10 protein-coding genes are annotated in these 13,115 nt (G+C 68.9%); 6 read left to right on the top strand and 4 right to left on the bottom strand.

Translation table 11 applies throughout. The annotated features are described in order from the left end of the window. The 6 genes from JOM49_RS22070 to JOM49_RS44385 all read left to right on the top strand — a co-directional run bounded on the left by JOM49_RS22070 (position 1) and on the right by JOM49_RS44385 (position 9,671). The gene (locus JOM49_RS22070) at positions 1-1,959 is read left to right on the top strand and encodes a VirB4 family type IV secretion system protein (RefSeq protein WP_209666149.1); all 1,959 of its coding nucleotides are present in this window, start codon (positions 1-3) and stop codon (positions 1,957-1,959) included. Between the two features lie 60 nt (positions 1,960-2,019). Next, positions 2,020-4,590, top strand: coding sequence for a DUF8128 domain-containing protein (locus JOM49_RS22065; protein ID WP_209666148.1), 2,571 nt, complete (start codon positions 2,020-2,022; stop codon positions 4,588-4,590). Between the two features lie 580 nt (positions 4,591-5,170). After that, entirely contained in the window at positions 5,171-6,247 is a 1,077-nt protein-coding gene (locus tag JOM49_RS22060; RefSeq protein WP_209666147.1) for a replication-relaxation family protein, read from the top strand. A 71-nt stretch (positions 6,248-6,318) separates the two neighbouring features. Then, positions 6,319-7,296: a C40 family peptidase gene (locus JOM49_RS22055; RefSeq protein WP_209666146.1), complete on the top strand. Its 978-nt coding sequence runs from the start codon at positions 6,319-6,321 to the stop codon at positions 7,294-7,296. A gap of 211 nt (positions 7,297-7,507) precedes the next feature. Continuing rightward, a complete protein-coding gene (locus JOM49_RS22050) occupies positions 7,508-8,458 on the top strand; it encodes a hypothetical protein (protein WP_209666145.1) in 951 nt (316 codons plus the stop codon). A gap of 1,009 nt (positions 8,459-9,467) precedes the next feature. After that, positions 9,468-9,671, top strand: a complete 204-nt coding sequence (locus tag JOM49_RS44385) for a GTP cyclohydrolase I (RefSeq protein ID WP_209666144.1) — start codon at positions 9,468-9,470, stop codon at positions 9,669-9,671. On the opposite strand, the gene JOM49_RS22040 is transcribed toward JOM49_RS44385, so the two are convergent. From JOM49_RS22040 to JOM49_RS22025, 4 genes are all read right to left on the bottom strand, one after another. Next, the gene (locus tag JOM49_RS22040; RefSeq protein WP_209672314.1) at positions 9,633-10,097 is read right to left on the bottom strand and encodes a hypothetical protein; all 465 of its coding nucleotides are present in this window, start codon (positions 10,095-10,097) and stop codon (positions 9,633-9,635) included. The two genes, JOM49_RS44385 and JOM49_RS22040, sit on opposite strands and share 39 nt — an antisense overlap. Before the next feature lie 1,501 nt (positions 10,098-11,598). Next, positions 11,599-12,399, bottom strand: a complete 801-nt coding sequence (locus JOM49_RS22035; RefSeq protein WP_209666143.1) for a hypothetical protein — start codon at positions 12,397-12,399, stop codon at positions 11,599-11,601. Then, positions 12,396-12,731 (bottom strand): hypothetical protein, encoded by a 336-nt coding sequence (locus JOM49_RS22030; RefSeq protein ID WP_209666142.1) that lies wholly within the window; start codon positions 12,729-12,731, stop codon positions 12,396-12,398. Before JOM49_RS22030 ends, JOM49_RS22035 begins: the two co-directional genes overlap by 4 nt. Beyond that, a complete protein-coding gene (locus JOM49_RS22025) occupies positions 12,728-13,114 on the bottom strand; it encodes a hypothetical protein (protein WP_245369413.1) in 387 nt (128 codons plus the stop codon). Before JOM49_RS22025 ends, JOM49_RS22030 begins: the two co-directional genes overlap by 4 nt. Position 13,115: the final 1 nt, after the last annotated feature.

Raw genomic sequence — 13,115 nt, 5'->3', positions numbered from 1 at the left:
ATGGCCTACACCAGGCACCACGACATGGCGGCCCGGGGCGGGTCGGCGGGGGCGTTCACCCCGGACGCGCTGTCGGTCTCGGCCCGGCACCTGGAGGTCGGCAACGAATTTGTCGCCTCCTTCGGCGTGACCGGGTATCCGCAGGAGGTCTACCCCGGCTGGCTCGCCCCGCTGCTGACCTACCCCGCCCGGCTGGACGTCTCGGTGCACGTCCAGCCGGTCGACCCGGCCAGCGCCGCGAGCGGGCTGCGCAAACAACGCGCGAAGCTGGAATCGTCGCGCCGGCACAACGCCCGGCACGACCGGCTCGACGACCCGGAGGTCGACGCCGCCGCCGAGGACGCCGCCGATCTCTCCCGGCGTATCGCCCGCGGCGACGGGAAACTGTTCAGGTTCGGGCTGTACCTCACGGTCCACGCAGCCGACGAGACCTCGCTCGCCGAGGAGGTCTCAGCGTTGCGGTCGCTGTGCGCGTCGCTGCTGCTCGACGCGAAACCCGCCACCTACCGAGCGCTGCAGGGCTGGGTGTCCACCCTGCCCCTCGGCCTGGACCCGCTGGGTCTGAAAAGGACGTTCGACACCGCCGCAGTCTCGGCGGCGTACCCGTTCACCTCACCGGACCTGCCCCCGACCGACCCGACCACCTCGGCCCCGTCCGGGGTGCTCTACGGCTACAACATCGGCAGCTCGGGCTTGGTGCACTGGGACAGGTTCGCCTGCGACAACTACAACTCCGTCGTCCTCGGCCGCTCCGGCGCCGGGAAGTCCTACTTCGTCAAGCTCGAGACGCTGCGCAGCCTCTACCGCGCCCTCGGCGACGACGAGACCGGGTGGGCCGCCGACGGGGTGCAGGCGTTCGTCGTCGACCCCGAAGACGAATACGCCCGGCTGGCCTCCCAGGTCGGCGGCACCTACGTCCACCTCGGCGCGGGCGGGGTCCGGCTCAACCCGTTCGACCTGCCCGTGCACACCGACGCACGCGGACGCCGCACCGCGCCCCAGGACGCGCTCAAACGCCGCAGCCTGTTCCTGCACACCGTGCTCGCCGTCCTCCTCGGCACCGAGGTCACCGCCGCCGAACGGGCCGTGCTCGACACCGCGATCACCGCCACCTACCACCGCGCCGGCATCACCGGCGACGCCCGCACGTGGACCCGCCCGGCGCCGCTGCTGCGCGACCTGCGCGACGTCCTCGCCGCCACCGGTGACGGTGGTGACGCGGTCGCCGCCGATCTGGCAGCCCGGCTGCACCCCTTCGTCGACGGCAGTTTTGCTGATCTGTTCGACGGGCCCACCACCGCGGCCCCGGACGGGCACCTCGTCGTGTTCTCCCTACGCGACCTGCCCGACGAGTCGCGGGCGATCGGCACCCTGCTCGTGCTCGACGCCGTCTGGCGCCGGGTCTCCAACCCGGCCCACCGGCGCCCGCGGCTGGTCGTGGTCGACGAGGCGTGGCTGCTCATGCAGCAACCCGAAGGCGCACGCTTCTTGTTCCGGATGGCCAAGGCCGCACGCAAACACTGGTGCGGTCTCACTGTCGCGACTCAGGACACCGCCGACGTGCTCGGTAGCGACCTGGGCAAAGCCATCGTGTCCAACGCAGCCACCCAAGTCTTGTTGCGGCAGGCGCCGCAGGCCATCGACGACATCGCCGAGACCTTCGACCTCTCCGCCGGCGAGCGGCAGTTCCTGCTCTCGGCCGACCGCGGCCAAGGCCTGCTCGCCGCGGGCACGCAACGGGTGGCGTTCCAGTCCCTGGCCTCCACCGCCGAGAACTTCCTGGTCACCACCGACCCCGCCGAACTCGCCCGTTTCGCCGGCGACGACCCCGGCACCACCGATCACGGCCTCGCCGACGCCTACCTCGACCTCGGCCCCGCCAACCCCCTCGGCACCGGCGCGCCGCCGGGAGGCGACGAGTTCGACGACACGACACCAGTCGACCTCGATCCCGCTTGACCAGTCCTGCCGCCTTCGCTTCCTCGTCCTGCCCCAGTGTTTCCGGAAAGGAGTTCCGCCATGGCTGTGCGCGCCGCAGGGTCCCCAATGCTGCAGAGCTGGGTGAGTGACTACCTGCGCGATCCCGGCGGTGCCCTGGCCGCGCTGCTCGCCGCTCTGAGCGAGTGGGCGCTGGAGTGGGGTCCGCTCGTCGTCCCGGCCCTCGCGGTGGCCGTGGCGGGCGCGGTGGGGGCGCGCCGGTGGTGGCGCGCCCGCCGCAACGCCGGGCTGCAGGTCGACGCTCGCCGGATCACCGTCCTCGCCCCACCCAGGGTGGATCCCGCCGGTGGCACCGCGGTGTGGTCCAACCTCGTCGGCCTCCTCCGCCCCTCCTGGCGGCGCCGGTGGGCCGGCCAACCTCACCTCGCGATGGAGTACGTGTTCGGCGAGCACGGCGTCACCGTGCAGTTCTGGGTCCCCGGCGTCATCCCGCCCTCGCTGGTGGAACGGGCGGTCGAGGCCGCCTGGCCCGGCTCCCACACCCGCACCAGCCCCGCCACCTCCCCGCTGCCCACGCTGGAGGCCGGGCGGCGGCGGGTCATCGTCGGCGGGCAGTTGCGCCTGGCCCGTTCCGAAGCGCTGCCGCTCCGCACCGGCTTCGACGCCGACCCGATCCGCGGGCTGCTCGGCGCCCCGGTCGGCCTGGGCCGCGACGAGCACGCCTGCGTGCAGATCCTCGCTCGCCCCGTCACCGGCCGCCGCGTCGCCCAGGCTCGCCGCGCGGCCCGCCGAGTCCATCGAGGTTCCTCACGCCGTCTCGGAGGTCGGGTCCTCGACATCATCACGCCGGGCGCGCACGCCACCCGCTCCGGCCGGACCCCGGATACACGGCGCATCAGCCAAGATCCGCAGCTGTCGCTGGAATATTCGGCGCAGAACAAAGCCATCGTCGGCAAGCAGCGCGGGTCCCAGTACGAGACCCTCGTGCGCTACGCGGTGGCCACCGACCTGCCCGCCGACGCGGCCGACGAGCTGGCGCGCCAGGCCCGCGCCACCGCCCGCGGGCGGGCGCACGCCCTGGCCGCCGCCTTCGCCGCCTACACCGAGCACAACCACTACACCCGCACCCGCCTGCACCACCCCGCCCACGCCCTGGCCACCCGGCGCCTCGACCACGGTGACCTGCTCTCGATACCCGAACTCGCCGCGCTCGCGCACCTGCCCACCGACGCCGAGATCCCCGGCGTCGAACGCGCCGGAGCCAAAGCCGTCGCCCCACCACCCGGCATCGCCACACCAGGGCCCGAGGTCAAACCGCTGGGCCAGTCCGACACCGGGCACGCCCGCCCGGTTGGCCTGCGCGTGGCCGACGCCCGCCATCACCTGCACGTCCTCGGCGCCACCGGCTCCGGCAAATCCACGCTGCTGGGCAACATGATCCTCGACGACGCCGCCAGCAATCGCGGTGTCGTCCTGATCGACCCCAAAGGCGACCTGGTCACCGACGTGCTCAACCGGCTCCCGCGCAGCGCGGCGGAGCGGGTGGTGCTCTTCGACGCCGACTCCCTGCACCGCCCACCCATCCTCAACCCCCTCGAAGGCGGGGAAACCGACCGCGAAGTCGACAACCTCGTCTCCGTCTTCCGCCGGGTCTACTCGGCGTTCTGGGGACCACGCACCGACGACCTCATGCGCGCCGCGTGCCTCACCCTGCGCGCCCAAGACGGCGTGCCCACCCTGGCCGACCTGCCCAAGCTTCTGGCCAGCGAAGCGTTCCGCTCCCGCATCACCACCGGCCTGACCGACCCGGTGCTGACCGGGTTCTGGCAGTGGTACGACGAACTCACCGAGTCCAGCCGGTCCCAGGTGATCTCACCGCTGATGAACAAGCTGCGCGCGTTCCTGTTGCGGCCCTTCGTGAAAGAAGCCATCGCCGGCGGCCGCTCCACAGTGGACATGGCCCACGTGCTCGACGAGGGCGGCATCTGCCTCGTGCGCATCCCCAAAGGCTCCCTCGGGGAGGAAACCACCCGGCTGGTCGGGTCGCTGGTCGTCGCGCGCACCTGGCAAGCCACCACCGCCCGCGCCCGCGTCCCCCAACGCCTGCGCCCCGACGCCAGCCTCGTCGTCGACGAATGCCACAACTTCCTCAACCTGCCCTACCCACTCGAGGACATGCTCGCCGAAGCCCGCGGCTTCCGGGTCTCGATGACACTCGCGCACCAGCACCTCGGACAGCTCTCCCGCGAACTGAAAGAAGGCATCTCCACCAACGCCCGCTCGAAGATCTTCTTCTCCGCCAGCCCCGAGGACGCCCGCGAACTCGCCCGCCACACCGCACCCCGGCTCTCCGACCACGACCTATCCCACCTCGGCGTCTACCACACCGCCACCCGCCTGGTCGTACACGGCGAAGAAACCGAGCCCTTCACCATGACCACCACTCCCCTGCCCGACCCCATCCCCGGCCGGGCACGCGAAATCCGGGCCGTGCTACGCGCCCAGCGCCGCGCACACACCCCGGCCAGCGGCGGCACCACAGAGCACGCCCCCGCACCTACCACCGTAACCCCCACACAGACCGTGCCGACCGGGCGCCGGATTCCACCGACCCGCCCACCCAAGACCGACCCACGCCGCACACGCCCCTAACCACCGCACACACCGCGTGATCCACCGCACCTTCAACGAAGGCCACAACGCTCGTTCCGATCCCATCAAGTCCGGACCATTCATCACAATTTCAAGGAGGTCAACATCTAGCTTGAACGCCATGAGCGACCTTTGAACCCGCAGGCGGCCGATCTACGATCGCTCGCTCAACGAGCGGTCCACGTGATTTTATCAGCGATGCCCACCCCAGGCAATCGTTATCACATTTCGAACCTTGGATATGCCAGCCCATCAGGCAAGATGTCCAAGCAAGACCGTGACGGTCCAGCACGACGGGCCACGGATAGGGTTCTGCATCCAGGTCCTTCCATACGCGTCCGACGTCCATCTTGAACCTCCTGGGCAAAGAGAAAATCATAGGGGACTGGCGGCGCCTATCCTGCACCGATGACATATCGATTGAAATTCCCCGATAGGCAACTGTCAAGCTAGAACGAAAAGCACCTTTCCTCGAGGCCGATCACACGCTTGTTCGAATTCCGAGAATCGCAGAGCTGAGGTCTGCATCAGATTTTTCGGCTACCACGCGCCGCGTTGTCTCTTTCCAGAGGAGATTTCGTTGATCACGACCACGACGCGCCAGCACACCCTGCGCGCCCACCTGCCCGGCCGTCACACCGCACGCGCCGCCAGTTCGGTTGAGCACCAGGCCATGCTCGCCGCCCGGCTCACCACCCGCGACAAGTGGATCTTGGCCTTGCTGCACGAGCACCGGGTCCTGACGACCAGCCAGATTCAGGACGCCGCGTTCCCCTCCGGCCGCTCGGCGCGCCAGCGCGTGCGAGACCTTTACCTCTGGCGCGCTATCAGTAGGTTCCAGCCGTTCCGGCAGCTCGGCTCCGCGCCCATGCACTACGTTCTCGGCCCCGCCGGCGCGGCCGTGCTCGCCGCCGAGCATGGCCTCGAGGTGAAGGAACTCGGCTACCGCCACGACCGCGCCATGGCCATCGCCCATAACCAGCGCCTGGCTCACACTGTCGGCGTCAACGACTTCTTCACCTCACTGATCGCCCGCGCCCGCCACATCCGCACCGGCGAGACGGTGGTGGCGTGGTGGTCCGAAGCCCGCTGCGCCCGGCACTTCGGCGACCTCGTCAAACCCGACGGCTACGGCCGATGGCGCACCCAGCACCACACCACCGCACGCGAGGTCGAGTGGTTCCTCGAATTCGACACCGGCACCGAAGCCTTGGACAAGGTCGGGCGCAAGCTGCACGGCTACGCGCGGCTGGCCGAAGCCACCAGCATCGCCACCCCCGTCCTGCTCTGGCTGCCCACCACCCGCCGCGAAGCCGGCGCCCGCACCGCCCTCGCCCGCGTACACGCCGGCCTCGACCACCCCCGCAGCGTGCCGGTCGCCACCGCCGCGGCCGACCAGCTCGACCCCGCCGCACCGCACCCGAGCCCGGCCGAAGCGGTGTGGCTGCCGCTGACCTCAGCGCGCGCCGACCGCGCCGGCCCGCGCTACAGCCTCGCCGACCTCGCCGACGCCTGGCCCGGCCTGGCACCGCCCGCCGACCCTGCCGCTGCCGAGGACGAGGGACCCGAGACCGCGGCCTCACCGTATCGGCTGCCACCACCCGATCCGATTCCGCCGTCGGCCACCGCCAACCGCCTCGCCCGCGGCGAGCACTAGAACGCCCCACAGGGGCCGCCTGCTCGCGCCCGGCCCTCTGCCCGTATCAGCGGAAGGAAGGCGATCCAGCCATGGGGTCCAAACTCGGAGCAGGTGCTGCCGCCCTGGTATTCGCTCTTCCCCTGCTCATTGGCGCGGGGATCGGCGGGATCGTCAGTGCGCTCTTCGGCAGCAGCGCATCGGGGTCGCTGACCTGCACCCCGGGTGGTGTGCCCACCGGCACAGTGCCAGGTCTGACCGCCGAGCAAATGGGCAACGCCGCTACCATCGTCGCCGTCGGCAAACAGATGAGTGTGCCCGAGCCGGGCTGGGCGGTCGCCATCGCCGCCGCCCTCCAGGAATCCGGATTGCGCAACCTGCACTACGGCGACCGCGACTCGCTCGGGTTGTTCCAACAGCGGCCCTCGATGGGCTGGGGTACACCGCAACAGATCACCACACCCGCCTACGCCGCCACCCAGTTCTACGAGCACCTCACCGCCATTCCCCACTGGCAGGCGATGAGCGTCAACGACGCCGCGCAAACCGTACAAGGCTCAGGATTTCCTGACGCCTACACCAAACACGAGACCACCGCACGCGAGATCGTCGCCGCGGTGGCCGGGGTGCACTGCGTGCCAACACCCGCCATGACCGGCACCGGCGACTGCGCCAACATCCAGGCACCCAACCCCGCCGCTCTCACCGCCATCAATTACGCCTGCGGACAACGCGGCCTGCCCTACGTCTGGGGCGGCAACGGCCCTGATAACGGCGACACCGGATTCGACTGCTCAGGGCTGACCAAAGCCGCCTACGGCGCGGCCGGAATCTCCCTGCCGCGTACCGCACACACCCAGTACCATGCCGGGCCGCGAGTGCCCGACGGACAACCTCTGCTGCCGGGCGACCTCGTCTTCTACGGACCACCGTCGAAAATCAGACATGTTGGGCTCTACATCGGAAACGGCAAGATGCTCAATGCCCCGACCTTTGGCCAGCCCGTGCAAATCGACGACTACCGGTATGAAGGAGACGGCTACGCGGGCGCCACACGCCCGGCATTCTAACCATCTTCGCTCCTGGTATGGACAGCCACAGGCGGCACATAAACAAACATGTCCACAAAAGACATATGTCTTTATTCGATGGATCGCTTGACAACGGCGCGATGACGAAGCGTCCATAGACATGTAGCCCGAGCAACCGGATGCGCACCGACGGGCCAACGCCCCGGCCGGGGCATGACCACCCACTCCACACCGCACACAGGAGTTCGTCATGTCCCGCAAGAACCGCAAAACCCGCACCACCGCCGATACTGCCGACAGGAAGCACCTGCACGCCGTCGCCGATTCCCCCAGCCAGCCGACCGCGCCGACCACAGAGGACAAGGTGCGGCAGGCGCTGGCCGACCACCCCGCCTCCACGACCACCGCACTGGCGATGGCGGCCGGGGTTGGCCGTTCGACCGCCGCGAAGATCCTGGCCCGCTGGGGTCGCGACGGCACCGTGATCCGGACCGCAGGCGACGGCCCGCGCAATCCCGACACCTGGGCGCCCACCACGCCGGACCGTGACACCGATACGCCTGTGACCGAGGACGCCCAGGCGGACACGGCTGCGATGCCCGACGACGAGGGGCCGACCCAGCCCGTCAGCGGCGTCGCCGACGCCACGGCTGAGGCCGGGGAGGAAGCCCAGGAGGCGGAACCCGACGACGGCGACTCGACCATCGAGGACACCCTGGCGGAGCAGGAGCCCGTCACCGGGACGTGCCCCGGTGACGCGGTAACGGGCGGCACTGTCGAGGACATCGCCGACGACGAGGCCGCCACGCCTGCCGAGGCCGACAGCACCCCCAAGACCGTCACCACGCCCGCAGAACCCGGGGGCAGTACGGCCGAGACCGGGCCGTCTGCGGCGGAGCTGCCTGCGGTCGCCGACACCTCCAGCACCATCCGCCGGGACAAAAACCGACTGCCCAAGGGCGGCTTACGGGCCTTGGTCGAGGAATACCTGACCGGCCACCCCGGCGAGAGCTTCGGACCCGCGAAGATCGGCGCGGATCTCGGCCGCTCAGGCGGTGCGGTCAACAACGCGTGCGAGAAGCTCGTCGCCGACGGGTACGCGATCAAGACCTGCGAGGCACCGAAAAGGTTCGCTATCAACCCGGCCAAGACCGATGTCGCCGACACGGCCGAGGGCGCCGAGCCCGAGCCAGAAGCCTGACGCCCACCCGATCCGCGCACAGGACCCGCCGCCTCCACCTGTTGGAGTGCGGCGTACCTGCGCGCGAAATCGCGGTGAACCGGTCGCTGGTCGACCTCGTAGCACGGTGGATCAGCAACGCTCACGTCCCCGCTACGGTGGCACCGGCATCCTGTCGGCGACCCCTGGCAGCCGAACTACACCGCGCTGTGCCCGCTCGACTCCGAGTCGGGATCGAGCACCGCGTTCCTTCCCGCGGGCGGCCTTCTCGGGGCCCCCGGCCGCCTGGATCGTCTATGGCGGGGAGTTCATCTGGACCAGCGAGCTGGTCCAGTAGTCCGTCAGCCGGGTTCCGCGCGACGATCAAGTCCGGATTACCACTACTCCGGGGTTGAGGCCGTCCCTGTGCCGGACGGCGAGACGCGGAGCACGGGTGCGTGGTACGTCAGGACATCGGTCGGGGGTACGGATTAGCTCGTCGAGGCTCACTGGGTAGTTCTCGGTGATGCTCTACGGCCTTGGCCGGGGCTCAGTGCCTTCGAGAGACCGAGGGCGAGCAGTAGTTGCGGGACTGGTGCGTACCGAAGCGCTTCCCTGCGGGGAAGTACCGTGTGGGGGCTCAGCGCGGTACTGGCGCGGTCGTTCTCGGCGTCGTCGAGGCACAGCTGCCAGCCAGCGAGCTAACGAAGCCAAGTCGGCCGCCGGTCAAGTTCGGTGCACTTGCCGCCCATCGACGTACCCAGGAATAGCACACGGTCTCTGTCGAGTACTCCGGACACGCCGAAGCCCTCTCGATCACGCAGGGCTGACCCGGCCGCCGTGCTGTCGCGCACGTTCCCCGCAGACCGGTCGGACAGCGTGATCACCGTGACCGACGTCCCGTTCACCTCGGTTTGCGCCACCACCTGATGCCATTCACCGGAACCGCAACCATTGGACACCTGCCAGTCGCTGGCGCGCTGGTGGCCGGGTTGCCCTAGCTGCTGCGCCTGCTCGGCGTTTCGCTCACCGAATCGAGCCACAAGAGCAGTTGACGCACCAGGTCAACGATGCCCTCGACACCTACCTTCGGACCCGCGATTCCTCGTGTGTTGTTTGCGCTGGCCGTGGCTGCGTGGCACAGCATGGCGTCCGGAAGCCTGGAGCCTTGATGGTCACATCATCAATAACCGGAGAACTGCGGTCGACGAAAACTTCAAACACGAGTCAGATTGCTTTCCCAGAAATACCATGACCCGTAGACGTGACCATTGCTTTCAGTGGGATGCGGCACGATTCGAATAATCGTGGTGTACGCGTTTCCGTGCCCAGCAAGGCGCATGTAGCATGCGGTATTGTACGCCCAGGAGTCGTTCGGCCTTGGCGTTACATAACAGTTCCAGAAGTAAGTTCCGGCTTTCAAGTAGATGACGCGCTCGTTTTCAGCATAGCCGTAAGGTGCGATTTCTGTCCATTCATGCTTCCAGGAGTAGTTTCCCTCAGCTAAAATGATTTCGCGATCATACTGCAGAAGTGTTGTATAGCCGCCATAATCCCCCGCGCGAGTTGCCAGCCAGATTTGACGCCTTATCTTTGCATCTGACGCCAATGCTACTGGTGCGAGAATTCCACTCGCTGATATAAGTACAACAAGAAGCGATGTGAATAACTTGAATCTCATCCGCAATCAGTCCTTGTCTGACAGAGAAGGAATACTTGAATTCAACGGTTCGACACCATAGCACCTTGAAAGGTTGACGCATAGGGCGATTTTGACACCATGCTAAAACGTGATCGAGATTGTGCGAATCCTTCAGGATCATCGTGGGGAGACCATGATGGGCCGTAGAGGCAGGCCACCGGTGCGCAGACGCGTAGCGCGTCCTCAGCACGACGCCGGTGCGGCCGCGCTGAGCTTCTGCGTGTCCCGGTCGATACCGAGGACTTCGGCGACGGTTTCGGCCCAGCACTGCGCTTCATAGCTCGGCTTGCGCGACGACGATGTTGAGGTCGGGGTAGCTGGCGGGTCTGGGTGCCGGTGACCGGCTGGCAAAGTCGGGCAGGCGCCGGGCAGCGCCATTCCGAGGTCGAGGTAGTCGAGGCATGTCCGTGATGGCTTGGCGGGGCAGCGGCGCAGCTCGGCTACGGGTTTCTCCTGGTCATTGGCTTGTGTGGCTGGTCGTGGCGTAACGGCCGCTCCCGGTGCTGCGACTTCCTCGACGAGGGCGCGATGGTCGGGGGCGGGATGGGATTCATTCGGAATGTGCGGGCGCGGTGGCGTTTGGCGCGGATGCTGCGGGCGTGGCGCCGCGAGGTGCGGTCGGTGCCGGAGCCGCCGTTCGATTCGTTCCTGCTGGCTGAGCTGGCTCGGTCGCTGCGGGGCGCGGACGAGCCGGTGCGGGGGCAGGTGCTCCGTATCCGGCGGCGTGCAGCAGGTTCGCCACGTCGTGCAGCAGCATGCGGACCGGCGCCTCCGCGGGTTCTGAGGGTGGGGACGTCGGTGGAGCGGACGTTTTCGACGAGGGTGTACAAGGTCGCCCGCAGTCGTCCAGGCCCACCATCGGCGGGGTCGCGCTTTCCGGCGCGGCGTTGGACGGCGATGCCGTAGTCGGCGCCGCTGGCGACGGCCTGGTCCGCCGTGGCGGAGAGCACGCCGAGGACGGCGGTGTGGGTGAAGGCATCGGTGGAGGTCTTGACCTGCCAGCAGAGTCCGGGTGTGCCGTCGATGTCGCCCCGGTCGCGGGAGTGGCGGTCACCGGTTTCCGATCTGTTCGGACGGTGCGTTGCGCGTTGGGTCAGCCGTGCTCGCGTAAGTAGCGGACGACGGCCTGCTCGGCGTCCTTTCCGCGCCGGTTGCTCGAACCGCCCGATTTCGGCACGAGTCCGCCGCGCGGTCATCGGTTCACCGTCGCTTGGCGAGAGGGGCGAAGCGGGCCGAAGCATCCCTCGGCGGCCCGGCTCATCAGCCCAGCGGTGCGTCCCTCGATCAGGCAAGCGGTCCATGCCTGGCGGGAAGGCGCGGGTCTTCGACCCACGGTGTCCGTACCGGCCTGTCCAGGTGGCTGCTGTCGGCTTCACGCGGGTCCCCACTTTTCGAACGCTTCCTGTTCGTCTCGTCGGGCGTGCTGGTCGAGCTGGCCGCCGAGCGCGGCGATGGCGAACCAGCATGCCCGATCCCGAGATCAAGCCGAAGCCGCCGGCGGCACCCCGCCCTCGGATTTGTCCGAGACTGCCTGGAAGGTCCATTCTCCGCGGTCGATGCGGTAGTTGCCGTTCGCGTCGGGGTCGATGCGCCAGGGCTGGTAGCCGTCGCGTGCCCTCAGGTGCTGGTGGACGTGGACCAGTGTGTCGCCGTCGAAGTACACCTGCGGGTGGTCTTTGGGAAAGCTGTCGTGGTTGAGGGCGCACCACACGACCACGGCCTCGGCGATCTCGGGACGGAACACCGGGACCCACCCGCTGGAACCCCCCGTGTCGATCCGGGCGGGGAACGCGGTCACGGGCAGGTTGTCGGGGTCGCAGGTGACCAGGGTTTCGCCCGGGAGCTGGGTGTGGCGCTCGGCGTCGCGGAGCACGGCGAGGCGGTGGAAGAGGTGGTCGCGGGTGCGGGTGGGCCCGGAGAGGAACCAGCGGCCGATCTCGCCCAGTGGATAGCGGCCGTCCCTCTCGGGCGGGATCTCGTGGCGCTGATGGGCGGCTTCCCCGGTGAACATGATCAGCAGGTCGTCTTCGAAGCGGGCCAGCGGGTACCAGTCCGGGTCCGCCGGGTAGACCAGGTTCAGCCACTCGCAGATCGCTTCGGCGACCTCGCGACGCAGGCGGGGCCGCACCCACAGTCCGTGGTGGCGGCGGTGTTCGATCGCGGCGGGGAAGCTGATCTGGTGCGGCTCGGCGTGGGCGGCGGGCACGAGTTCGATCCAGTGCTCGCCGGCGGCGAGGCCGGGGCCCGCGGACCAGGACGTCCCGGGGGTGCGGGTGCTCATCGTGTGATCCCTTCAGGGGTTGGGGTGTGGTGGCCGGGGCGGGTCCAGCGGCGCAGAGCCGGGTTCCAGGTGGCGGCGGTGTAGAGGCGGTGGAGGTCGGGCAGGCCAGGGCCGAGCATCCAGCCGAACTCGGCGCACTCGGTCGCTCCCGGCCATAGTCCGGTCCAGGTGTCGCGTGGGCAGCGGCACGACTCGGCATCGTGGCTGAGGCGCTGCAGCCCGGTGACCAGGCAGCGGGCCACATCGCAGCCCTCGCGGTGGGCGTGGCCGATCCCGGCCTCGCAGTCTGGGCAGAACGGTTGCGGCGGTGAGGCGTCGGTGTGGGTGTTCACGTGGTGGTCCTGGTCGTGTCGTGGTGGCCTTTGAGGAACTCGGTCCACTGGTGGGTCTCGTGGCTGACGTGGGTGTTGTGCAGGCGCACCCCCGGGGTGGCGGCGAGCTGGCGGTGTGTGAGGACCAGCCCGGCTCCGGCGGTGATGGCCTCGGCGAGGCGCAGGTGCAGGCCCGCCCAGGACAGGCAGCGTTCGTACTCGGTCGCGAGTGCGGCCGGGATAGCGCCGTCGAGAGGGTGCAGTGCGCGGGCGCACGCGAACAGGTCCTCGGCGGCGGCGCAGTGTTCGGCGGCGCTGCGGCGTTCGGCCGCGCTGGCCTCGGCGGCGCTCGGGTCAGGCGCCGTGGTGGTCGGCGGCATGATGGTCTCCCTGGTGACGGTCATG

The sequence above is a fragment of the Amycolatopsis magusensis genome (assembly GCF_017875555.1).
In the GTDB taxonomy this organism is placed as follows: Bacteria; Actinomycetota; Actinomycetes; order Mycobacteriales; family Pseudonocardiaceae; genus Amycolatopsis; species Amycolatopsis magusensis.
Note: the sequence above shows the minus strand (reverse complement) of the source record. Positions and strands in the feature narration are given on the sequence as shown.